Here is a 24,429-nt window from a genome sequence, read left to right as displayed (position 1 = left end):
GCGGGCGCGGTGCCCCTGGCGGCCGGCGTGACAGGGGGCGGCCCGACCGCGCAGGCCGCACCGGCCCGCCACGGAGAGGACGGCGCAGTGTACGGACCGACCGTGGAACACCGCACCGACCCGCTCGGCGTGGACACAGCCCACCCCCGCTTCGGCTGGCGCATGCGCTCCGCCGAGCGGGGGCGCGGCCAGGGCGCCTACGAGATCCTCGTGGCCACCTCGCCGGGCAGACTCGCCGCAGGCCGCGCGGACGTCTGGAGCAGCGGCCGGGTCCGCTCCGCCGACTCGGTGGCCGTCCGCTACCGCGGCAAACCCCTCAAGGCCTCCACCCGTTACTACTGGACCGTCACGGTCTGGGACACCGCCGGACGCCGTGCCGGCGGCGGGGCCGTCGCCTGGTTCGAGACCGGCCTGATGAGCACCGACGGCGTCACCGGCTGGGAGGGCGCCCGGTGGATCGGGATGAAGGGCAAGGAACCCGGCTCGCCCGGCGCCCCGATGCTCCGGACCGAGGCACCGCTGAAAGGCCCGGTCCGCGAGGCCCGCCTGTACGTCTCCGCCCTCGGGGTCTACGACGCCTACGTCAGCGGACACCGGGTGACCGTCCCGCAGGACGGCGCGACCACCCTCGAACTGCTGCCCCCGGGCTGGACGAACTACGACACCCGCGTCAACTACCTCACCTACGACGTCACCCACCTCGTGGCCAGGGAGCGGGCCGTCACCCTGGCGGCCGTCCTCGGCAACGGCTGGTACAACGGCCGTATCTCCGAAGGCAGCACCTACTGGTCCGCGGACGGCAACGCCCTCGCCCTCAAGGCCAGGCTGCTGATCCGCTACACCGACGGCACCACCGAGTCCGTCGTCACCCGTCCCGACGGCTCCTGGAAGGCCACCGACACCGGTCCCCACCGGGCCGACGACATCTACGACGGCCAGACCTACGACGCCCGCAGGGAGTTGCCCGGCTGGACGTCGTCCGGCTACGACACCTCCGGCTGGTCGGACACCGAACGGGTCCCCTTCGAGACCAGGTATCCCGACGCCCTGCTGCTCGCGTACCCGGCCGAGACGGCCCGGTTGATGAGCCGCTGGGACCGCAGACCCCGGTCCGTCACCGTGTACACGGGAGTCACCGGCGAGGGCAGGGGGCGGGTGATCGTCGACCCCGACCGGACCGTGACCGACCCGCACCGGGCCGCCTCCACCCCGGTCACCGTCGGAGCGGGCGACACCGCCGTCTTCGACCTGGGCCAGAACATGGTCGGCGTCCCCCGCTACAGTCTGCGCGGCCCGGCCGGCGCCCAAGTCACCTTCCGCTTCGGGGAGATGCTCAACGACGGCAGCGCCGGCGCGGACGGACCCGAGGGCTCCCTCTACCGGGCCAACCTCCGCAGCGCAAAGGCCACCAGCACCTACGTCCTCAAGGGCGACCGGCACGGGGAGAACCACCAGGACTCCCTCACCTTCTACGGCTTCCGCTACGTCTCCGTCACCGCCACCGAGACGGTCACGATCACCGGCCTGACCGGCAAGGTCGCCACCTCCGCCATCCACGAGACCGGCTCGGTCACCACCGACGACCCCGACACCAACCGCCTGATCGCCAACATCCGTTGGGGCCAGCGCGGCAACTACCTCTGGGTGCCCACCGACTGCCCCCAGCGCGACGAGCGCCTCGGCTGGACCGGGGACACCCAGGTCTTCTCCACCACCGGCCTCTACAACGCCGACGCCGGGCCGTTCCTCGACCACTTCCAGGACACCGTCGTCGACTCCCAGAGCGGATACGGCCAGGACAAGGCCCAGTTCACCGGGGTCGCCCCGAGCGGACGCTACAACTTCCCCGGCGGCGGCAGCGGTTGGGCCGACTGCGGGGTCGTCCTGCCCTGGACCCTGTGGCAGATGACCGGCGACCGCTCCGTGATCGAGCGCAACTGGCCTGCCATGACCCGTTACCTCGACTGGATCCGGCAGCAGACCGGAGACACCTACGCGGGCCAGGGCTCCCTCACCGGCGACTGGCTCGCCCCGCAGAAGACCAGCGCCCAGCTCATGAGCGACGTCTACTACGGCCATGTCGCCCGCCTCATGGCCCGGATGGCCCGAGCCGTCGACCGGCCCATGGAAGCAGCCGCGTACGAGCGGCTCTTCGGCGACATCAAGAACGCGTTCGTCAGGAAGTACCTGAGTACCGAGGGCGGCACCGTCACCGTGCGGTCCAGCCTCGGCGACGCCTCCCCGATCGAACCGGGCGCCGACCCCAGCCAGAAGACGGAGGACAACACCCAGACCGCCCTGCTGTGGGTCCTCAAACTCGGCTTCTACGACACCGAGGCCCAACGCCGGGCCCTCGTCGGCCACTTGGCGGACAACATCGGCAACGACGCGGCCTACAAGGCGGCCCACCCGGACAGCAGCCGGGTCGGGTACGCCGAGAAGACCCTGTCCGTGGGCTTCCTCGGCGTCAACGTCCTCGCCCCCGTCCTCAGCGACGAGGGCCGCTCGGACCTGGCGTACGCGCTGCTGCACCAGGACGCCCTGCCCTCCTGGCTGTTCTCGGTGCGCAACGGCGCCACCACCGTCTGGGAGCGCTGGAACTCCTACTCCACGCGGGACGGCTTCGGCCCGGTCAGCATGAACTCCTTCAACCACTACGCCTACGGCGCGGTCATGGAGTGGATGTACGCCTACATGGCGGGCATCGCCCGCGACCCGGACAGCCCCGGCTTCCGGCACTTCGTCCTCCAGCCGCACATCGATCCCACGGGCAGGATCCGGCACGTCTCGGGCACCTACTCCTCGCCGTACGGCGACATCCGCAGCGAGTGGCGGGTTGAGCACGGGGGCAGGACGCTGCGCTACGACGCCACCGTGCCCGCCAACAGCGGAGCGACCCTGCGTCTCCCGGCCGCCTCCGCCGACGCGGTCCGTGAGGGGCGCACCCCGCTGTCCCGCGTGGACGGGGTGCGGCTGCTCGGGCACGCGGACGGCACCGCCTCGTTCGAGCTGCCGGCCGGCCACTACTCGCTCACGAGCACGGTGAGCTGACCTCCTTCGCCCATGAGCAGGGTGAGCTGACCTCCTCGGGCACAAGCTCCTTGACGTCCCACGGCTGCGACTTTAGGGTCGGCCGCACGCCGTGGGTAACGTTACCCATCGCTCCGAGCCGCTGCATTGAAACGATTCACAACCTTTCGCGAGACGGTCCACACCGATCGGAGACTTCGCATGTCAGAGGGACGGAACGGCTCCCCGAGCCGCAGACGGGTGGTCGGCACGATGGCCGCCTCCGCGGCAGGGCTCGCCCTGCCCGTGACGCCCAGGATCCCGGTGCAGAGCGCACAGGCCCAGCCATCGGGCGGAGTCGAGAAGGCCCAGGTGGTGGGTCTGGCCGTCGACGGCCGCGAGGACCGTCCGCTCGGGGTCGACGACCCGGCCCCGCGCCTGAGCTGGCGGGTCGTCCGGGCCGGTGCCGCCTGGACCCAGACCGCCTACCAGGTCCGCGCGGCCCGCTCCGAACGGGACCTCGACGCGGGCCGGCTGCTCTGGGACAGCGGGCCGGTCCACTCCGCCGCCCAGACCGACATCGCCTGGCGCGGACCGGTGCTCCGGTCACGGGAGCAGGTCGTGTGGCAGGTACGGGTCTGGGGCCCGAAGGGCGGCGCGACACCGTGGAGCCGTACCGCGTCCTGGGAGATGGGCCTGCTGCGGCCCGCCGACTGGGGCCGGGCCCGCTGGATCGAGCACCCCGGCCGAGCCGTCGACCAGCCCCTGCCCCTCTTCGCCAAGGCCTTCAAGGTGGACGGGCGCGTCACCCGGGCCAGACTGTACCTGTCCGGCGTCGGGCTCCAGGTGGCCCGGCTCAACGGCGAGCCCGTCACCGACGAGGTGCTCGCGCCCGGCAACTCCAACTACCAGCTGTCCGTGGAGTACCGCGCCTACGACGTCACGCACCTCGTGCGGACCGGCGACAACACCCTCGGCGTCGAACTCGGCCACGGCACGGCCCTGGTGACCCGGTCCGTGACCAACACCGCCACCGGACGCAGCGCCCCGTACAGCTGGTGGCAGAGCCAGTTCAAGGGCACCGGCACCCTGACCGACCCCGCGGCACGGGGCGCCTCCACCGCCAAGGTGAGCAGCACGGCCAACTTCCATGTCGGCGGCACCGTCAACATCGACACCGGTGACGGCGGGGACCGGCTGGAGTCACGGACGATCACCGCGGTCGGCACCGCGGGCAGCGACGGCACCGGCATCTCCTTCCAGCCCGCCCTCTCCGCCGACCACGCCACCGGGGCGGCCGTCACGGCCTCGGGCAACTCGCTCGCCGGCACCGACCCCAGCGCGGGCGCCGCGGTCACCCCGCGCCTCATCGCCCGCCTGGAACTCACCACGGCCGACGGCACGACCCGCACCCTCGTCACCGACCGCTCGTGGAGGACCGCCCTCGGACCGACGACCACCGCCAACTGGTACTCCGGCTCCGACTACGACGCCCGACGCGAGCAGCCCGCCTGGACCGCCCCGCGAGCCGACCTGAGCGCGTCGGCCGAGCGGCGCGACGGCACCCCGGTCGGCTGGACCAGGGCCGGCATCGCACCGCCGCCCAACCTGACCACACAGCTGGTGTGGCGCAACGCCGAGCCGCTCAAGGTCGTCGACAGGCTGCGGCCCGTCAGCGTCAAGCAGCCCCGACCGGGCGTCTGGGTCTTCGACTTCGGCCAGAACTTCGCTGGCTGGCCCCGGCTCGACCTCGACCGGCTGCCCGCCGGAACGACCGTCAAGATACGGCCCGCCGAGTCGCTGAACGCCGACGGCACCGTCGACCAGGCGTCCATCATGGGCGGCGGCGCGGCCCGCGGCACCGACATCTTCGCCGCCTACACCACCCACGGCGGCGCCCGCGGCGAGACCTGGCAGCCGCAGTTCCACTACTTCGGCATGCAGTGGGTCCAGATCACCGGCCTCCCCGAGGGCTTCACCCCGACCCGGGACACCGTCACAGGGCTCCAGATCCACGCGGACGTCCCGGTCGCCGGGTCACTGCGGACCTCGAACGACCGGATCAACCGCATTCACCGCATGTCCCGTTACTCGATCATGAGCAACGTCATGTCGACCTTCACGGACTGCCCCGGCCGCGAGAAGCTCGCCTACCCGGCCGACTACCTCCAGCCCTTCGCCTCCCTGCACCGCACCTTCGGCTACGGCGCCTATCTGCGCACCATGGAACGGCACTTGGCGGAAGGCCAGTCGAAGTCGGGCGACAACATCGGCAACGTCGCCCTCAAGGCGCCGGTGTACGACTGGGGTTACACCGGCCGCTTCGGCGACGAGATCAACTGGGGCGACGGCATCGTCCTCACCCCCTGGTTCCTGTACGAGACGTACGGCGACACTCAGACGATGGCCCGCCACTACCCGCAGATGCAGGCCTTCCTCACCTACATCAGGACGAAGAAGGCGGGCACCGGCGCGGACGCCCACCTCGTGGACGCGGCTCTGGCCGACTGGATCTCCAGCGAGCAGACCTCCGGCCGCATCACCGGTACCTGGGGCTACCACCAGGTCGCCGACCGCATGGCGCGCATGGCCGCACTGCTCGGACGCACGGCCGACGCCGCCGAGTACCGCAGCCTCGCCACCCACATCAAGGACGCCTTCAACGACGCCTTCTACAACCGCTCACTCGGCCGCTACACCGCCGACGGCGACCGGGGAACCGCAGGAGCCACCCAGGCCGCGCAGGCCCTCGCCCTCGACGAGGGACTCGTCCCCGACGGGGAGCACGGAAAGGTCCTCGACGCCCTGGTGGAACTGGTCCATGCCCATCAACCCTTCGGCGGGGGACCGCACTTCAGCGGCGGCACCATCGGCCTGGCCCCCATCGTCAGGGCCCTGCACGAGGGCGGCCACGACGACGTCCTCTGGGCCGTCCTCCAGGAGGACACCCGCCCTGGCTACGGCTACTTCATGGCCCCCACCACCGCCAACCCCGGCGGTCTGACGACCATCCCGGAGAACTGGGACCTCGGCGCCTCCAAGAACCACATGATCCTGCTCCAGATCGAGGAGTGGTTCCACAGCGGTCTCGCCGGCATCCGACAGCCCCGTGGCGGCGTGGCCTACCGCGAACTCGTCATCGACCCCAGGCCGGTGGGTGACCTCACCCACGTGGCGGGCAGCTACCGCACGCCGTACGGCGAGGTCACCACGGAGTGGACGCGGGAGCGCGGTGTCTTCCGGCTCCGCGTCGAAGTGCCCCCGAACACCACGGCGGAGATCCGCGTCCCGACCGGGGGAGGCAAGCCGCAGACCGTGCCTTCGGGGGCGAGGTTCGAGCGCGTCGAAGGGGACCGCGCGGTCTACAGCGTCCGGTCCGGTTCCTATGTCTTCGCCGCCCGGGACGTACGACAAGGAGGCTGACGTCGGTCGGCCGGGCCGGGGCGTGTCGGTGATCGACGCGCCCCAGCCCGGCAACCTGTCACGAGGTGGTGCCGGTCACCGTGCCGCCCGACTTGGTGACGTGGTACGTCGCCGAGCCGCCGCTCCAGAAGTGGAAGGTCAGTGTCACCCGGGCATCGGACCTGAGCGAGTTGACGAAGTCCGGGGTGAGCTTGATCGAGTCGCCGGTGTAGGCGGTGAAGGCGCTGTCCCACTGCTGGTAGGAGGTCCAGTCGGCGGGTCCCGCGTTGCCGCCGTCGTCGTACTTGGCCTCCATGGTGGCCAGTTGGTCGCCACGGAACCGTGTGGGGATGGTCAGCCCCGTGCTGTCGCCGGAGGCGTCGGACAGGAGCGGGGCGTCGTAGGTGACGATGTCGATCCGCCACGGCACACCGCGCGAGAACCTGGCCTCGATCGTCGAGTTGAGCCCGTACGCCCGGTCGCCCGCCAGCTCGGTGAGCGCCGTGGCCGTGAGGGTGAGCTGGTCGCCGGAGACCGTCCAGTCCCGCCCCTTCACCAGGTTGCGGTTGCCCTGCCGGAGGCCCTGGAAGTCGGTCGTGTTGGTGTTCAGGGTGAGCGTCCGGCTCGTGATCGGGCTCGACCTGGGCAGGAACACCTGGTCGCTGGAGGCGGTGCCCGAGCGGGTGGTCCAGCTCGACCTGATCTGCCCGAACAGCTCGGGGTCGCGCCACTGGAGGGTGTTGCGGTTCAGGAACTGGCCGGCGTCCCACAGCATGGTGGTGAGGTGTCGCTCACGGGCGTAGTTGCCCAGGAACTCGAAGTACTTGCGCTGCTCGCCCCGTTCGATGATGCCGGGACGGTTGTGGTCGTAGGCGAGCAGGGCGTACTCGCCGACGATGACCGGCACGCCGTGCGCGACGAAGGTGTCGTACGCCCGGTCGAACTGGTCGGTGAGATCCTGCTGCACCGTGGCGTCGAAGCGGGTGGAGCCCGCGATGTTCACGCTGAACGGCCACCAGCCGTAGAAGTGGATGGTCGTGGCGACCATGGGATCGCGCAGGGCGGTGAGTTCGGCGGCAAGCGCGTCGAGGCGGCCCTGGTCGGAGTTGGTGTACAGGGTGGGCAGGACCAGCAGCCGCTCGGAGTTGCCGCCGCCCGAGGCCCGGACGATCCCGTGGAACTCGCGGTCCAGCTCGGCCAGCAGCCGGTAGTTCTGGTCGTCGCCCGAAGTGCCGCTGAACGTGGGCTCGTTGATGCTCTCGAAGACCAGCCTGGACGGCTCGTCACGGAACTCCCGCGCTATCTGCGTCCAGGTGGCCCGGTAGCGGGCGAGGACGGTGTCGTGGTCGGTGGGGAGGTTGTTGACCCACATCCACGAGTCGTGGTGCATGTTGAGCAGCACGTACAGGTTCTCGTCCATGGCCCAGTCGACGACCTGCCTGACCTTGGCCATCCAGACCGGGTCGATGGCGTATCCGGGCGCTGCGCCCTGGTGGGTGCCCCAGGTGACGGGCAGGCGGATGCTCTTGAACCCCTGCGACTTGGCCTTCCTGAGGAGTTCCCGGGTCACGGGCGGGTTGCCCCAGGAGGTCTCGTCGGGGATGGCGTCGTAGGTGTTGCCGAGGTTCCAGCCGGGCTGCATCGCGGCCACCATGCTCCGGGCGGCCGGAGCGCTGGGCGGTGGGGGATCGGCGGCCTGCGCGGAGGCGGGCATCAGGGGGAGCAGCAGGATCGCCAGGAGGAGTGCCGCCAGGGTCCGGGCGCGGGCCTGGAGCCTGGCCTTGACCTTGGCCTTGGCCTTTGCCCTGGCTCGTGGTCGGGGGAGGAGTCCTGCGAGTCGCGTCATCGTCACGTGCACCTTCCGGTGGGGGCGGCCTGGTGTCGGAGGCCGTCTGAGGTGTCAGCGGGGTGAAGCGGGTTCAGTGAGTGCGGCGGGTTCAGTGGGTTCACTGGGTACAGCGAGCTCGCCGTTCTGATCGCGTTCGTTGCGTTTGTTGCGTACGTCGAGCGAGGAAACTTTCGCTGTGTGCGGCGGAGAAATTAACATGAAGCGGTGTCAGAGGCCACAGGTTCGCGGGGTGGAGATGCGAGAATGAACCGGCGCGCGGGTACGGCGCGGTTCGGGCGGTTCGACGATCGGGAAGGCCACCTTGGCGGAGAACGCAGCAGACGGGCCGGTGGACGAGGGCCGTGAAGCACCCAGGTCGGTCACCATCGCGTACATCGCCGAATCGGCGGGGGTGTCGGTCCCGACAGTTTCCAAGGTGCTCAACGGAAAGTCCGGGGTGTCGGCCGACACCCGCGCCCGCGTCGAGGAGCTGATCAACCGCTACGGCTACCGCAAACCGGCCGGCGCGGGCCGCAGCAACGTCGTGGAGCTGGTGTTCCGCGAGCTCAAGGACATGTGGGCGGTCGAGATCATCCGGGGTGTGGAGCGGGTGGCCCGCCGCCACCGCGTGGGCCTCATGGTCTCCGAGTTCGGTCTGCACGACGCCGCCCCGACCTGGGAGGACACCGTCTCCCGGCGCCCCAACTGCGTGCTGTCCGTGGCGCAGCTGTCCGAGGCCGAGCGGGAGCAACTCACCGCGAAGGGCATCCCGTTCGTGGTCTTCGACCCGATCATGGAACTGCCGGACGACGTCCCGTACGTGGGCGCCACGAACTGGTCCGGCGGCCGCACCGCGACCCGTCATCTCGCCGAGCTGGGCCACCGGCGCATCGCGATGATCAGCGGTCCCGAGGGTCAACTCTGCTGCTCGGCACGGCTGGACGGCTACCGCTCCGCTCTCCGGGCCGCCGGACTCCCCGCCGATCCGGAGATCGTCGTACACGCCGGCCTCACCCGCGAGGACGGCTGCGCCGCTGCGCGCACCCTGCTGGCCCTGCCCGACCGTCCGACGGCGATCTTCGCCGCCAACGACCTCCAGGCGCTCGGCGTCTACCAAGCCGCGCGTGAGCTCGACCTGCGCATTCCGGAGGACCTGAGCGTCGTCGGGTTCGACGACCTGCCGGTCGTGGCCTGGGTGGACCCGCCCCTGACCACGGTTCACCAGCCGCTGACGGAGATGGCCGCGGCCGCGACCGAGCTGGCGCTCACGCTTGGCCGTGGCGAGGCGGCGCCCCAGGTGGGCCTGGAGATCGCGACCACCCTGACGGTCCGGGCGAGTACGGCTCCGCCCAAGGGGTGAGCCGTTGACCTCGGTGTGGCCGGTAGTTAGCCTCGACGGGAAACTATCTGCGATGCAGGTACGAAAGTTTCTCTGAAAGGGACTCGAATTGCCGAGCGCGCCCGAGAGGGACAACACCGTCAGCAACCCCGTGATCCCGGGGTTCCACCCCGACCCGAGCATCTGCCGGGTGGGGGAGGACTACTACCTCGCCTGCTCCAGCTTCGAGTACTTCCCCGGCGTCCCGGTCTTCCACAGCCGGGACCTGGTGCACTGGACGCAGATCGGCAATGCCCTCGACCGGCCGAGTCAGTTGCGCCTGCCGCCGGACACCAGGGCGTCCGGCGGGCTCTACGCACCCACCCTGCGCCATCACGACGGCCGCTTCTGGCTGATCGTCACCAACGTCAGCGGTGACGGCAATCTGCTGTTCACGGCCACCGACCCGGCCGGCCCCTGGTCCGATCCGGTCCCACTGCCCGGCGTCCACGGCATCGACCCGGACCTCGCCTGGGACGACGACGGCACCTGCTGGTGCACCGTCGCCGGAGTCAGCCAGATCCGCCTCGACCCGTACACCGGGGAGACGCTGGGCGAGTCGCGCCGCCTGTGGTCGGGCGCGCCCGGCGCGAAGGCCCCCGAGGCACCGCACCTCTACCGCATCGGCGACTACTGGTACCTGCTCATCGCCGAGGGCGGCACCGAGCGCTGCCACGGAGTCTCGATCGCCCGCAGCCGTACGCCCGAGGGACCGTTCGAGCCCTGCCCGGCCAACCCGATCCTGACGCACCGCGGCACCGATCACCCCGTCCAGAACACCGGCCACGGGGACCTGGTGCAGGGGCCGGACGGTTCCTGGTGGATGGTGTTCCTCGGGGTACGGCCACAGGGCGGCACCCCCGGCTGGCACGTGCTCGGCCGGGAGACCTTCCTGGCCCCGGTGACCTGGGTCGACGACTGGCCCGTCGTCGGCGAGGTGGCACTGGACATGGCCGCCCCGCCCTGGCCGCTGCACGCACCTCAAGTCCCCCCGGTCCGGGACGACTTCGACCTCAGCGAACTCGGCCACGCCTGGATCTCGCCCCGTTCCCGCCCGGCCCAGCACTGCACCACGAAGGAACGCCCCGGCTGGCTGAGCCTGCGGGCGCGCGGCCTCTCCATGGACGACCCCGAGGTCACCTTCCTCGGCCGCCGCCAGCAGCACCTGTCGTGCCGGGCCCGGGTCCTGGCCGACCCGGCGGAGGGGCGCGGAGGCCTCGCGGTCCGTCTCGACGAGCAGCACCACTACGAGATCGAGGCGGCGCCCGGCCAGGTGCAGGTCATCGCCAGAGTCGGCCCGTTCCGCTCGACCGTGGCCTCCCGCTCCACCCCCTCCGGCCCGGTGGTCCTCCGCATCGAGGCATCCACCACCCGCGAGGTCACCGACGCACGCCAGGGCCCCGACACCGTCACCCTCGGCCTGGAGGACGAGCAGGGCACCTTCGTCGAACTCACCACCCTCGACGGCCGCTACCTCTCCACCGAGGTCGCCGGCGGCTTCACCGGCAGAGTGCTCGGCATGTACGCCTCGGTCGGGACGGTCCACTTCGACTGGTTCGACTACGAGGCGCTGGAGGACTGAACGGGCTTCCTGGGTAGCTGTCTTGGGCGTCGACGCGGGAGGCGCCGGGATGTTCACCGGAGACTGCTTGCGGAGGCGTGGCCGCGTCTGTCGGCGCGAACTGGCTTTGCCGGTTGGCTCCCAGGGATGGCCCAACAACCTGAACCACGTGCCGGTTCGCCGTGCCGGTTCGCAATCTCGCTCAAGCGAACGCATCTTGTACCAAGACGTCAGGAGGCAGTCCGGAGACAGGCGGAGGTGAGCCGTGTCGACACATCAGGTACTCGATGAGTTGCTGCGTCAGCTGAGGCTTCGGGGTGGCCAGGACGCCTCGGCCGATGCGCAGGCGCTGATCGACTGGTTGGGGCGACAACTCGGAGCCGAGATCGCACTGGTCGACCCCACCGGCAAGGTGGAGGTGTCCACTACCCACCCCACGCCGCATATGCTTGCCGGGGTCCAACCGGTGCTCACTCGGCTGTCGAACGGACAACTGGCCGCTGCGGCCTCGCAGGTGGGCATGCTCCATGTGCGGTGCGAGGCATTGGGACGGCAAGTGCCGCGTCCGGTACTGGTCGTGGGGAGCTCGTCACCGCTGTCACGCGAGTCGCTGGCGCTGGCGTCCCATGTGGGCACCATGGTCGAAGTCTTGCGGCGAGCACGACAGGCCGACGAACTCACACTCCGCTACCGGCAGGCGGCGGGCCGGCTGCGTCTCGCGGTCTTCATGGCACTGATGACCGGAGAGCCGACGCTGGCCCGCCGGATGACGGCGGGTGCCGTCCCGCCGTTGCTGGATGCGGACCGGCTCCGCGTCCACCTTCTGTGCTGCCCGCCTTCGCACCGTGGAAGGCTCATCGACGCGCACCTGGATGCCTCCGGATATCACGGGCGCGGACTGATGGTGCGCTGCCCCGTCTACGACGACCACCTCATCTGCCTCGTGCCCACGGACCGCGATGCCGACGCCCTGGAAGGCAGCCTGGCCGAGCGATTACGGGCGCTGGTGAGGAACAACCCGGACTACACGCTGGGCATCAGCGCTCCCGAATCGCTGGCAGGTACCGCACGGGCCTACGACCAGGCTCGGCACGCTCTGGCCGTCGCCTGCCACAAGCCCGAGCGGGTCGCCGACTACCGCGGCAGGCCACCGCTGGCCGGGCTTCTCCCCGGTGAAACGGCTCTCGCCTGGGCCAGGGCTTTCCTTGCGCCGATCGGAGCGGCCCCACGGCTCACCCTGGACATCACCAGCCTTTCCCTGAACTTCCCCCGCTCCGGTGTGGCACGGCTGCTGGACATCAGCCGCAATACCGTCGCCGCACATCTGAGGCGGGTCGAGGACGCCCTCGGAGTCGACCTGCAGGACTCTCGCAGCCGTGCCGAACTCGCCCTGGCCCTTGCGATCAACGACCTCCCGCCACCCCGAGGCAAGACCGCAGCCGAGCCGCTGCCATCGCCCTCACTGGACAGCATCTTGTCGACCGAAGCGGCAGTCACCTGGGCTCGCGCTTTTCTTGAGCCCCTTCAACCAGGGACGAACCGTGCCGTGTACCGGACCCTGCGAGCCTGGATCGAAGCCGGTACCGATGCCCAGCGAACGGCTCGGGATCTCGGTATCAGCCGGACCACCGTTCGCGCCCATCTGCGCAGTGCCGAACAGCTCCTGAAACGCAGCCTGCTGGCCCCGGGCCCTGGCACCCACGAATTGGTCCACGCCTTCCGCATCGCCGACTGTGCACCGTGGACAGTTCCGCCCACCTGACTGCGCATGATGCGCATTGCCCGTTCTTTACCGTGCCTCCTAGGGTTTTCCTCATCCGGCCTGCGCCTTGGTCCCAATTGGCCAACGCGTCATTTCGGCCGTGACGTACGTCAGCGAACGACGGGTGAGGCAGGGAATGAGACAAGGGGCACCGAGAAGATCAGCCTGTGTCCCCCTCCCCGAAAAGGCCGTTGTATCCACGGGGAAGAGGAACGCATGAAAATCCGCACTGCCAGGCGTCGCATGGCTGTAACCGCCGTCCTTGGCGCCGCGCTCGGAACCACGTTGGCCATGGTCACGCTGCCCGCTTCCGCTGCTGTCTCCGACGGCTACATCAGCGGTACCGGAAGCTTCCGCAACGATTGGTCCGACGAGACCGTGCAGGCGGGCTATTTTGCGCAATCCAACGCCGCGTGCCTGTGGCAGAAGGTGCTGTGGGCGGAGGGTTTGCTCACCAACTCCGAGGTCGACGGTGACTTCGGCAGCAAGACCATCGCACGCACCAAGACACTCCAGTCACGCTGGCACATACCCGTGACCGGGAAAGCGGACAAGGCAACCTTCAACCGGGCCGGAGGTCGACTGTCGTTGGTCTCCGGCAGCATCGCGAACGGCAAACGGCTGGTGCTCGAGTACAGGGGTGCCGCACAGGAATTCACAGTGCGGCGCAATGAGAGCGGACGGCACGCATTCCACCTGGACGGCAGTTGGAAGACCGCCGCGTACAAGCAGCGCACCTGCAACTGACTCGCGACCCACCGCACATGAATCAACGGGAGGAACCCATGCGTAAGCGCATCGCAACAGTGCTCGGCGCCACGGCGGCAGCCTTCATGCTCACCACGACCACGGCGTCCGCGGACACGATCATCACCGACGACGGCAATTTCATCTACTGGAAGAGGAACTGCAGCACGTCGTACGCCGGAACGGTCACCAAGACCAAGGCGACCACCGCGAAAGGCAACGACGGATCGTGCGCGGGCCACGCCTGGCTCCGCGTCCTCGGAGACAGCTGGGGTACCTGGAAGCACGACCCGACCAGTAAGACCCTCACCAGTCCGAGTGGCAAGTTCCGTAAGGCCCAGCACAAGGGATGCGCCGACTGCACGGTCTACACCACAGAGGTGAGGTAAGCAGGCCGCCCCTGCAAGGGCGCCGTGAACAGGGCCCCGCGCGAGTGGAGAACACTGGCGCGGGGCCCTGTGGGGCTCCGTCGCGGACAGGACCGGCGACTTCGACTGTTCGACCGTGAGCGGGGACACCTGATCCGAGCCGACAGGCGCGCTCCCTGCTGGTAACGGGAGAGCGAGAGCGCCGCCCCGCCGCCCCACCCCGATCAACCAACCTCGAAACTCACCTGCCACCCCAACTCCACGAACCCCAGCACCCCCGCCACCCGCCGAGACGCGGCAGGCCGTGCCCTCCACTGCGGCAGCAGCCCGAGTCCCAGCGCATGCGCGACCGCCGCGGACCCCGTCACCCGGGCCAACCCCCGCCCCCGCACCCCCGGCGCGGTCAGCACGCTGACATGGGCCGTGTGTCCCGGCCAGACCTGGTATCCCGCGGCGGCCACCACCTCACCGTGAGCGCGCAGCACGAACGCGGGTGAAGTGATCTCGTCCAGCGCAGCCTCGTCGGCGTCCGACCGGCCGGCCGCCCGCTCCAGGCCCCGCACCTCCGGATGCCCGGCCGGCAGACGCTCCACCGCACCCGACTCCACCGGACGGAAACCCTCCGCGGACACATACGCCAGGGCGGCGGGACCGAGCGCTCGAGTCGTCGGAAGAGCCGCCCGGACCAGAGCGCCGTCCGCGACGGCAGAGACCGGGAGCCGCCCCAGCGCGTCCCGCAGGACTACGGCGGCACGCTCGCTCGGCGCCGTCGCGATCGCCGAGCCGCCCAGGGCCACGACCCCCGCCCACCCGGCCGGGCACAGCTCGGACCCAGGTGAGACGACCACGTTCACATCGCCCGCCGCCAGGAACGACATCGGCACCCGGGCCAGCTCCTCCCAGAGGGCACGGGCCCGGACCAGCAAGGGATCCATCGACACGCCCCCGATCCTGCCAGGCCAGGAGCCGGACGAGGCCGCGCCCTCCAGGGCCGTCAGGACAACCCGCTTTCGCGAACCTCTTGCGCAACGAAGACGACACAGTTAATTTACCGGGCACAGCTTAAACGTGTAAGCCAACCTCTCGGGACTCCGCGCATCCGGAGCCCGCCACCCCGAGCGACCACCCGGACCGACCACCTCGGTGGCTCCAGGTGGCTCCACCCTCAGCCTCCAGACCCAACGGAGTTCTCGATGAAGAGAAGAACCGTCCTGCACGTCTCGCTCGGCGCGGTCGCGGCCCTCGCGCTGGCCGCCTGCGGCAGCGGAAACGGCACCGGCGACAGCGGCGCCCCCCTCACCGCCATCACCCTGGGCATGTCCTCGGCGCCCAACAGCCTCGACCCCGCCCAGGTCGCCACAGGACCGTTCCTGAACTACGTCGACCCGGCCTACGCCACCCTCCTGACCCGCAACGCCGACGGCACCCTCACGGCCGCGCTGGCCGACAAGTGGGGCTACGTCGGCAGCGGCAACACCACCTTCCAGCTGCGCCTGCGCGACGGCGTGAAGTTCGCCGACGGCACCCCGATCACCGCCGCCGACGTCGTCAACTCGCTGAAGTACTTCCAGAAGGGCAGCGGCCCCAACGCCTCCTACTTCCGCCCGCTGACCTTCACCGCGCAGGACGACGCGACCGTGGTCGTCAAGAGCCCCACGCCCAACCCGGACATGGGCGCCCTGTTCACCCCGCAGTTCCTCGGCGGCGCCGTCATCAGCCCGGCCGGACTGAAGGCCCCGAAGAAGCTCGCCTCCGCGACCTTCGGCGCCGGACCGTACGTCTACAGCGCCGCCGAGTCGGTCTCCGGCGACCACTACGTCTTCGTACCGAACAAGAACTACTACGACCAGGCCGCCATCCACTTCAAGAAGATCACCGTCCGCGTGATGCCGAACGCCAACTCCCAGGCGCAGGCACTGAAGTCCGGGCAGATCGACTTCATGTTCGGCACCCCGGACGTAGCCCCCACCATCGCGGGCGACAGCTCCCTCGGCACCGCGAAGAAGCTCACCACCTGGGCCGGGCTCTTCCTCCTCGACCGCGACGGCACCGTCGTCAAGGGACTGTCCGACGTACGGGTCCGGCAGGCGCTCAACTACGCGCTCGACCGAGACGCGATCACCAAGGCGGTCTACGGTGACTACGGCGCCCCCGTCGCCCAGCCGGCGATGCCCGGATACGACGGCTACAGCCCCGCCGCCGAGAAGATGTACCCCTACGACCCGGCCAAGGCCAAGCAGTTGCTCGCCCAGGCGGGATACGCGAAGGGTCTCACCATCCCGGTGAACTACGGGTCGTTCGACCCCTCCACCGCCAAGCTCGTCCAGGCCGTGCAGGGTCAACTCGCCAAGGTCGGCGTCACGTTGAAGCTGACCGCCGCCACCAACTTCGGCGGCTGGATCAACGACCTGCTGACCAAGAAGTTCGCGGCCACCGCCCTCTCCCCGGGCCAGGGCGGCGACTCCAACTACTACGCCCAGCAGGCGGGGTTCACCAAGACCGGCATCATGAACGTCTTCGGTGTGGACGACCCCGAGGTCGACGCCGCCTACGCGAAGCTCGCCAAGGCCGACACCCAGGCAAGCGGCGCGGCGGCGAAGGACCTCACCGACGTGATCACGCGCAAGGCGCTCGCCCTGCCGGTCTCCGGCGCCGACCTGATCGTCATGTACAACAAGAAGCTCCACGGCGTGCAGTTCACCCAGGGCAGCGCCCTGCCGACGTCTGTCACCACGTGGACCTCTCGCTGACGAGGACCCATGTTCCCGATCCTTCTCCGCAGGCTGGCGCTGTCCGTCCCGCTGCTGCTGGTCGTCTCGGCGATCACCTTCCTTCTCGAGTCGTTCGTGCCGGGCAACCCGGCGCGGACCCTGCTCGGCCTCAACGCGACCCCGGAGCAGTACGCCGCGCTGCGGTCCGCACTCCATCTCGACGAGCCGATCGTCACGCAGTACTGGATCTATCTGCGCGGTGTCCTCCACGGTGACCTCGGCAGCTCGCTGTTCACCGACGAGTCCGTGCTCGGCCTGATCGGCCAACGGCTGCCGGTCACCCTGGCGTTGGTGATCGGGGCGACCGGCCTCGCGAGCCTCGTCGGCGTACTGCTCGGCGTGTACAGCGCGACGCGCGGCCGGGTCAGCCGGCGCGTGGTCGACGTCGTGTCCCTGCTCGGCGGCGCACTGCCCAACTTCTGGATCGCGTTGCTGCTGGTCGCCCTGTTCGCCGTGAAGCTCACCCTCTTCCCGGCGACCGGCTACACCCCCTTCGCCCAGTCGCCCGGACAGTGGGCGAACGGCCTGGTACTGCCCGTGGTCGCGCTCTCCATCGGCGGTGTCGCCATGATCGCCAAGGTCACCCGCGACGCGATGCTCACCACCCTCGGCCTCGACTACGTCAGAACGCTCAGAGCGTCGGGCGTCAGCCCGGCGTCCATCGTCTGGAAGCACGCCCTGCGCGGCTGCGGACTGCCGGTGGTGACCACGATCGGCCTCACGATGATCGCCTTCATCCCCGGCACGATCCTCATCGAGAACGTCTTCACCCTGCCTGGCCTCGGCACCACGGTCGTGGACGCGACCAACCAGCACGACCTGCCGGTCGTGCAGGGCGTCGCCCTCACCTTCACCGTCATGGTGATCGTGGTGAACGTTCTCGTCGACGTCCTCTACGGCCTCCTGAACCCGAAGGTGCGTACGCAATGACCGCAGTCGACTCACCCCCGAAGCCCCAGCCGCGGGCATGGGCACGGGCGCGAGCGCGGACCAGTCCCTTCACCGGGATCTGGCGCCGCCCCGTCACCGCCGCCGCGTTCGTCGTGGTCGCCGGGATCTGCGCCGCGGTGATCCTCGCCCCGTTCCTCGCACCCCACCCACCCCTCGCGCAGGACCTCCTGCACGCGCAGGCCGGACCCTCGGGCAGCCACCCGCTGGGCACCGACAGCCTCGGCCGGGACGTACTGAGCCGACTGCTGTACGGCGGCCGCCCGACCCTGCTCGGCGTGGGACTCGCCGTCCTCGTGTACGCGGTCGTCGGCATGTCCCTCGGCATCCTGGCCGGCTATCTGCGCGGCTGGACCGACCGGGTCATCGTCGCCGTACTGGACGTCCTGCTCTCGGTGCCCGCGATCATCGTCACGCTCGCCGTCCTCGCGATCTTCCACCAGAGCAACGTGGCCGCCATGCTCACCATCGGCTTCTTCGCCTCGGCCAACCTCGCCCGGATCATCCGCAGTTCGTGCATCGCCCTGCGCGAGGAGCTGTTCGTCGACGCCGCCAAGGTGTCCGGGCTCGGCCCCACGCGCATCATGGCCCGGCACATCCTGCCGGGTCTGGTGGGCCAACTACTTGTCCAGGTCTGCCTGTTCGCGGGGATCGCGCTCGCCATCCAGACCGGCCTCGGTTTCCTCGGCATGGCCACCCCGGCACCGGCCCCCAGCTGGGGCGGCATGGTCGGAGAAGCGGCGCAGGTCATGCAGCAGAACCCCCGACTCCTGCTGATCTCGGGCGGGTTGATCGGTCTGATGTCCATCGCCTTCGGGCTGCTCGGCGACGGACTGCGCGACCTGGAGGAGGACCGGCGCAGGGCGACCGGGGGCGGTGCGCAGCGGCCGGTTCCGGTGGTGGCCGCCACCGACACGTCCGACACCGCGCCCGAGGGCGCCGCGCTTGCCGTACGCGACTACTCGATCGCCTTCGCCACCGCGCGGGAGCCACGTACCGTCGTCGACTCCATCAGCTTCACCGTGCGACCCGGCGAGATCTTCGGCCTGGTGGGGGAGTCGGGCAGCGGAAAGACGGTGACCGGACTGTCCCTGCTCGGCCTGCTCGCCCCCGGCGGAGCCGTGACCGGCGGCTCGGCCTGGCTGGGCGGCACCCGCATCAGCGGACTGCCCGAACGGGAGCTGCGGCGCATCCGGGGCGGCGAGATCGCCCTGGTCTCCCAGGAACCCATGATGGCCCTCGACCCCTACTTCACCGTCGGCTCGCAGCTGGCCGAGGTCATCCGGCGGATCGGCACGGACACCGGCTCCGGTGGCAAGGAAGCCGTACGGCAGCGCATCCGCGAGCTGCTGACCAGCGTCCATCTGCGCGACCCGGACGACGTGGCCCGCAGACACCCCCACGAGCTGTCCGGCGGCATGCTCCAGCGCATCGCCATCGCCATGGCCCTGGCCGGCTCACCGAAGGTCCTGATCGCCGACGAACCCACCACCGCCCTGGACGTCACCGTGCAGGCGGGCATCCTGGACCTGCTGCGGACCCTGCGCGACGAACGCGGCATGGCGATCGTCCTGATCACCCACGACCTCGGGGTCGTCGCCGACACCTGCGACCGCGCGATCGTCATGGAGCGGGGCCGGATCGTGGAGGAGGGCTCGGTCGAGGACGTCTTCTACCGGCCGCAGCACCCGTACACGAGAAAGCTCATCGAGAGCACCCCCAGCATCGTCCGGACCGAGGGCAGGATCGCGTGACCGCACACCCCGTACCCCCGCTCGACGGGCCTCCCGTACTCCAGCTCGACGAACTCGCCGTCCGCTACCCGGGCCGCGGCTTCCGCAAGCCCGCGACCACGGTCATCGAGAACGTGTCGTTCGAGGTCGGACAGGCCGAGACGGTCGCGCTCGTGGGCGAGTCCGGCTCGGGCAAGACCACCATCGGCAAGGCGGTCCTCGGCCTGACCCCGGTCAGCGGCGGCCGCGTACTGCTCGACGGACGGGACATCACCCGCCTCACCGGCCGGGCCCGGCGCCTGCTGTCCACCGACCTCCAGGCGATCTTCCAGAACCCCTACGGCTCGCTCAACCCGGCGCTCCCCGTGGGCCGGACCCTCGCCGAGCCCCTGCTCACCGGCTCGACCCGGTCACGCGAGGAGGTCCACGAGCACGTCGCCGGACTGCTGAGGCGCGTCGGCCTCCCGGAGGGCGCGGCCGACCGCTACCCGGCGCAGTTCAGCGGAGGCCAGCGGCAGCGCATCGCGATCGCACGGGCCGTGGCCCGGCAGCCCCGGATCATCATCTGCGACGAACCGACCAGCGCCCTCGACGTCACCACCCAGGCCGCAGCGCTCGAACTCCTCTCGGAACTCCAGCAGACCCTGGGCTGCGCCTACCTGTTCATCACCCACGACCTGGCCGTCGTCAAGGAGTTCGCCGCCCGCACCCTGGTGCTGCAACAGGGACGCATCGTCGAGGAAGGGCCCAGCACCGACGTGTGCGACCGGCCGCGGCACACCTACACCCAGCGCCTGGTGGCGGCCGCACCCGTCCCGGACCCGGTCCTGCAACGACGGCGGCGTCGGCAACGTACCGAAGCCGAGGCGGCCGCCCTGTGAACTGGTGCCACCGGGTCTCCCCGGGGCCCGGTCAGGTGGATTCGCGGACGTGGACCACGAGTTCGTCCGGGACGGGCTCCGCGGGGGACTCCCGTCCTTCGAGCGAGTCGACGACCCGGCGGGCCATGTTCCGGGCGATGACGTCGGTGTTGCGGTGGACCGTGGTGAGCGGCGGCTGGGCGAGGGCGGCGTAGGTGATGTCGTCGACGCCGATGACGGCGAGGTCGTCGGGGGCCCGCAGCCCGAGGTGGTTGAGGCCGGCGAGGAGGGCCAGGGCCACGTCGTCGTTGAAGGCGCACACACCGGTGACCGACGGCTCGGCGGCGAGCCATTCCCGTACGGCTTCGGCGGCGCCCTGGGCGTCGAGCGGTACGGTCCGCACCGCGGGCTCCGGCAGGCCCAGCTCGGCACAGACCTTGCGGACGCCGTCCAGGCGCGGCTGGGCCAGGCTGTCGAGTCCTGGCAGGTCGGGGTAGGCGTAGCCGATCCGGCGGTGCCGGGCCTCGGCGAGATGACGGGCCTGGAGGGCGCCGATGGGGTGCTCGGACACCAGCGGAGGGCAGGACTCGCCCCGGATCGAGCCGTGCATCGCCATGACGACCTGGATGCCGGCGGCCCGCATCGCCTCGGCCTCCAGATCGGCGAACTCCTGGAGCGCCAGGACGGCGGCCGGGGTCATCGCCTTCCAGATCTCCCGCAGCGGGCGCGCCGGATGGGCCGACGAGTGCACCACGAACGTGAGTCCGTGCTCGGCGAAGGCGTTGGTGAGCTGCTGGATGAGGCGTCCGAGCACGTGCTCGATGGGCCAGTCCGGCAGCAGGCCGAGCACGATGTCGGAACGCCCGATCCGCAGGGCCCGCGCGGCGGCCGAGGGGGCGTACCCGAGCCGGGCCGCCGCCTCCCACACCCGCTGCCGGGTCGTCTCGGGGATCTTCTGATGGGGGACGTCATTGAGGACGTAGCTCACCGTCGCGCGGGAGACACCGGCCTCCTTGGCCACATCCGCGCTGGTCACCCGCCTGCCATCGGACACCCCGGTCACCCCGCCCGCCTCGGTCGCACCTCTTGTCAAAGCTCACGGCCGCAGTTAGCTTACCTGCCAGATCACTCAACTGGCACGCGTAAGTGAATCGAGTAGGCGCTCGTCGATCCGAGCCCCGCCCCCGCTCACCCACCCCGTCGCATCGCGGCCGGGCGACCGTACTCCACACCCCCCCATCACCGGTACTCAGGTACTCAGCGAAGAGGACCCATGACTGACGTCGAGAGCCCTGCGGGAAGGCCGTGGAAGACGGCGGTGCTGGCCGGTATGGCCTCCTACCTGGACGCCGGAGCACTGGTGACGTCAGGGGTCGCGATCGGCGGTTATTACGCCGGTCCGCTCCAGCTCGGCGCCGGGACGATCGGGTCGCTGCTGGGGTTGCAGACGCTGGCGTTCGCGGTCGGGGCGCTGTTCGGGGGCGGGCTCGGTGACCGGTTCGGCCGCCGGAAGGTCTTCACGTTCTCGCTCGTGCTCTACGTCGTCGGCGTCCTGCTGCTCCTCGTGGCCGCGGGCCCGGTGCTGCTGTACGCCGGTGTCGTCGCCACCGGCGTGGCCATCGGCGCGGACCTGCCCGTCTCGCTCGCGCTCGTCAACGAGGAGGCGCCGGTCGGGAGGAAGGGCACCATGGTGGTCTTCTCCGGCATGCTCTGGCTCGCCGGCATCGTCGCCGTCCTGCTGCTGAGCTCCTCCATGGGAGTGCGGGGCACGACCGGGGGCAGGATCCTGTTCGCGCATCTGCTGGTCGTGGCGGTCGTAGTCCTCCTGCTGCGTCTGACCCTTCCCGAGTCGGCCGAGTGGACGGCGGCCCGCCGAGCCGCCGACGCACGGCAGCAGGCCGACACCGGGACCGTCCAACTCGCCCGGCTCCGCGAGCTCTTCACGGCACCGACCGGCTACGCCCTCCTCGCGACCGGCCTCTACTACGCCACCTGGAACCTCGGCGCGAACACCCTGGGCCAGTTCGGCACCTTCCTGTGGACCGCCCTGGCCGGGGGACAGGTGGAGGAGTTCTCCCGACTCACTCTGATCGGGCTGCCGGTCGGCTTTCTCGCCGGGCTGGTGTTCATGCGGGTCGTCGACAAACCGGCACGGCACGGCTGGTTCGCCACGGGCTCGGCCCTGATCGTCGTCGCCTGGGCGCTGCCCGCGCTGGTCGGGCCGACGAGGTTCGCCCTGGTCGCCGCCATGCTCATCTCGGGGCTCGGCAACGCGTTCGCGGGGGAGTCCGTCTACAAGATCTGGTCCCAGGAACTGTTCCCGACCCTGCTGAGGGCCACCGCCACCGGTGTGACCATGGCCTTCACCCGGGGTGTCGCCGGACTGGCCGCGCTGGGCACACCCGCCCTCGCGCTCGGGCACACGCGGCTGTTCTTCGGCCTGCTGTTCGGGGTCACGCTGGTCGCCGCGGTCATCGGGCTGGCCTGGGTGCCGCGGCTGCCGAGGGTCCAGGAAGAAGCCGGGCTCTCGACGGGCGGGCACGAGGAGGCCGGTCTCTCCTCGGCACTCGGGTACGAGAAGACCGACCTTCCCGAGGCGCGGCGGAGGCAAGTCGGCCGGCCCGGAGCCCAGGAGCCCGCGGAGGCCGACACCTCGAACCCCTTCGCCTCCAAGGCCACCGGAACCCCAGCGGCGTGACCGCCTGCCCCATCGACCCGTACCGCACCCGCATTGCACTCGCACCGCACCCGCCTCCGCACCAGCCATGAGGAACCCCATGCCCCTGACGCCTCCGCCCTTCGACCCCGAACTCGCCGTGGAGCTGGCGGCGATCGGTGAGGTGCTGCCGCCCACCATCACCCCCGACATGATCGAGGCCGGACGCCGGACGGACGGCCCGTTCGCTCCTCCGACCGACGAAGAGCTGGCCCGTGACGGTCACTTCGAGGTCGAGGAACGGGCCGTACCGGGACCGCCCGGCGCACCGGAGGTCCCGCTGGTGATCTGCCGGCCCGCCGGTACGACCGATCTTCGCCCGGTCCTCTACAACATCCACGGCGGCGGCATGGTGGCGGGCAACAGCCGGCTCGGCATCCCGCTCGACTGGGCGGAGGAACTCGGCCTGGTCGTGGTCTCGGTGGAGTACCGGCTCGCTCCCGAACACCCCCATCCGGCACCGGTGGAGGACTGCTACGCGGGTCTCCTGTGGACCGCCGAGCACGCCAAGGAGATCGGCGGCGACCCGGACCGCATCATCCTCGCGGGAGGCAGCGCGGGCGGCGGGCTCACCGCCGCCGTGGCGCTGCTGGCCCGTGACCGCGGTGGCCCGCGGGCGATCGGGCAGGTGCTGATGTGCCCGATGCTCGACGACCGCAACGACACCCCGTCCGCCCATCAGATGGCGGGCCTGGGCGTATGGGACCGCACCTCCAACGAGACAGGCTGGAACGCCCTGTTGGGGCAGGCCCGCGGTACCGCCGACGTGTCGCCGTACGCCGCTCCGGCCCGTGCCGACGATCTCTCCGGGCTGCCCTCGGCCTACATCGACGTCGGTTCGGCGGAGACCTTCCGGGACGAGGACGTGGCCTACGCGAGCCGTATCTGGCAGGCGGGCGGGATCGCCGAACTCCATGTGTGGCCCGGCGGGTTCCACGGCTTCGACGGCATGGTCCCGCAGGCCGCGCTCTCCCAGGACGCCCGTGCGGCCCGACTGCGCTGGCTGCGCCGACTCCTGGGCGAGTGACGGACCGGCGCCCGCCGTACCCGTGAACTGACCGTACTCGTGGGCCCGCCCGTACCCGTGCACTGCCCGCAACGGCCGAACTGCCCGTAACAGCCGACGTGTTGCTCCGGACCACTCACCCGGAGCGCGCGCTCCCCGTCCGGCAGCGGGTCTCCCCGTCCCGCTGCCGGACCACCGGGCCGCCGCCGCGCGACCGACTCCCCGCAGCGCGGCGGCGGCCCACCGGCGGCCGATGCCGCCACCGAAGGCGAGACGGCACACGAGCGGCCCGCCGCGGTTCAGGTCACGGCGGGCCGCGTCCGGAGGGCACCGGCTCACA

The 24,429-nt window shown here is 70.5% G+C and carries 15 protein-coding genes and 1 pseudogene; 13 read left to right on the top strand and 3 right to left on the bottom strand.

What is annotated here, in order from left to right; genetic code table 11:
- Nucleotides 1-27 precede the first annotated feature (27 nt).
- A complete protein-coding gene (locus G3I78_RS06735) occupies nucleotides 28-3,051 on the top strand; it encodes a family 78 glycoside hydrolase catalytic domain (RefSeq protein ID WP_343243673.1) in 3,024 nt (1,007 codons plus the stop codon).
- Nucleotides 3,052-3,231: 180 nt separating this feature from the next.
- The gene (locus G3I78_RS06730) at nucleotides 3,232-6,432 is read left to right on the top strand and encodes an alpha-L-rhamnosidase (protein WP_164421857.1); all 3,201 of its coding nucleotides are present in this window, start codon (nucleotides 3,232-3,234) and stop codon (nucleotides 6,430-6,432) included.
- Between the two features lie 58 nt (nucleotides 6,433-6,490).
- Here G3I78_RS06730 and G3I78_RS06725 read toward each other — a convergent pair whose 3' ends face one another.
- Nucleotides 6,491-8,257: a cellulase family glycosylhydrolase gene (locus G3I78_RS06725; RefSeq protein WP_239157641.1), complete on the bottom strand. Its 1,767-nt coding sequence runs from the start codon at nucleotides 8,255-8,257 to the stop codon at nucleotides 6,491-6,493.
- 304 nt (nucleotides 8,258-8,561) lie between these two features.
- Here G3I78_RS06725 and G3I78_RS06720 point away from each other — a divergent pair, with 304 nt between their 5' ends.
- The 5 genes from G3I78_RS06720 (at nucleotide 8,562) to G3I78_RS06700 (ending at nucleotide 14,076) form a co-directional block, all read left to right on the top strand.
- Entirely contained in the window at nucleotides 8,562-9,599 is a 1,038-nt protein-coding gene (locus tag G3I78_RS06720) for a LacI family DNA-binding transcriptional regulator (RefSeq protein ID WP_203614430.1), read from the top strand.
- A gap of 88 nt (nucleotides 9,600-9,687) precedes the next feature.
- A complete protein-coding gene (locus G3I78_RS06715; protein WP_164421856.1) occupies nucleotides 9,688-11,199 on the top strand; it encodes a glycoside hydrolase family 43 protein in 1,512 nt (503 codons plus the stop codon).
- A gap of 244 nt (nucleotides 11,200-11,443) precedes the next feature.
- A complete protein-coding gene (locus G3I78_RS06710; protein ID WP_164421855.1) occupies nucleotides 11,444-12,940 on the top strand; it encodes a helix-turn-helix domain-containing protein in 1,497 nt (498 codons plus the stop codon).
- 216 nt (nucleotides 12,941-13,156) lie between these two features.
- Nucleotides 13,157-13,687, top strand: coding sequence for a peptidoglycan-binding domain-containing protein (locus G3I78_RS06705; RefSeq protein ID WP_164421854.1), 531 nt, complete (start codon nucleotides 13,157-13,159; stop codon nucleotides 13,685-13,687).
- 38 nt (nucleotides 13,688-13,725) lie between these two features.
- Nucleotides 13,726-14,076, top strand: a complete 351-nt coding sequence (locus tag G3I78_RS06700) for a hypothetical protein (RefSeq protein ID WP_164421853.1) — start codon at nucleotides 13,726-13,728, stop codon at nucleotides 14,074-14,076.
- Nucleotides 14,077-14,279: 203 nt separating this feature from the next.
- On the opposite strand, the gene G3I78_RS06695 is transcribed toward G3I78_RS06700, so the two are convergent.
- Complete coding sequence (locus tag G3I78_RS06695; protein WP_164421852.1) at nucleotides 14,280-14,996, bottom strand: GNAT family N-acetyltransferase; 717 nt, start codon at nucleotides 14,994-14,996, stop codon at nucleotides 14,280-14,282.
- 252 nt (nucleotides 14,997-15,248) lie between these two features.
- On the opposite strand from G3I78_RS06695, the gene G3I78_RS06690 reads away from it, so the two are divergent.
- The 4 genes and pseudogenes from G3I78_RS06690 to G3I78_RS06675 all read left to right on the top strand — a co-directional run bounded on the left by G3I78_RS06690 (nucleotide 15,249) and on the right by G3I78_RS06675 (nucleotide 20,388).
- Complete coding sequence (locus G3I78_RS06690; protein WP_164421851.1) at nucleotides 15,249-16,805, top strand: ABC transporter substrate-binding protein; 1,557 nt, start codon at nucleotides 15,249-15,251, stop codon at nucleotides 16,803-16,805.
- A 9-nt stretch (nucleotides 16,806-16,814) separates the two neighbouring features.
- On the top strand, nucleotides 16,815-17,756 hold the full coding sequence (locus G3I78_RS06685) for an ABC transporter permease (RefSeq protein WP_164421850.1): 942 nt from the start codon (nucleotides 16,815-16,817) through the stop codon (nucleotides 17,754-17,756).
- Nucleotides 17,753-19,255: pseudogene (locus tag G3I78_RS51740) on the top strand (ATP-binding cassette domain-containing protein); the annotation flags it as partial. The gene G3I78_RS06685 and the pseudogene G3I78_RS51740, both read left to right, overlap by 4 nt.
- Nucleotides 19,256-19,380: 125 nt before the next feature.
- The gene (locus tag G3I78_RS06675; RefSeq protein WP_203614657.1) at nucleotides 19,381-20,388 is read left to right on the top strand and encodes an ATP-binding cassette domain-containing protein; all 1,008 of its coding nucleotides are present in this window, start codon (nucleotides 19,381-19,383) and stop codon (nucleotides 20,386-20,388) included.
- Nucleotides 20,389-20,419: 31 nt separating this feature from the next.
- Here the strand turns inward: G3I78_RS06675 and G3I78_RS06670 are convergent, their stop codons facing one another.
- Nucleotides 20,420-21,421, bottom strand: coding sequence for a LacI family DNA-binding transcriptional regulator (locus G3I78_RS06670; protein ID WP_343243662.1), 1,002 nt, complete (start codon nucleotides 21,419-21,421; stop codon nucleotides 20,420-20,422).
- 219 nt (nucleotides 21,422-21,640) lie between these two features.
- On the opposite strand from G3I78_RS06670, the gene G3I78_RS06665 reads away from it, so the two are divergent.
- Entirely contained in the window at nucleotides 21,641-23,065 is a 1,425-nt protein-coding gene (locus tag G3I78_RS06665; RefSeq protein ID WP_239157640.1) for an MFS transporter, read from the top strand.
- Between the two features lie 79 nt (nucleotides 23,066-23,144).
- On the top strand, nucleotides 23,145-24,110 hold the full coding sequence (locus tag G3I78_RS06660; protein ID WP_164421846.1) for an alpha/beta hydrolase: 966 nt from the start codon (nucleotides 23,145-23,147) through the stop codon (nucleotides 24,108-24,110).
- The last annotated feature ends 319 nt before the right edge of the window (nucleotides 24,111-24,429 follow it).

It is taken from the genome of Streptomyces sp. SID13726 (assembly GCF_010548375.1).
Classification (GTDB): Bacteria; Actinomycetota; Actinomycetes; order Streptomycetales; family Streptomycetaceae; genus Streptomyces.
Note: the sequence above shows the minus strand (reverse complement) of the source record. Positions and strands in the feature narration are given on the sequence as shown.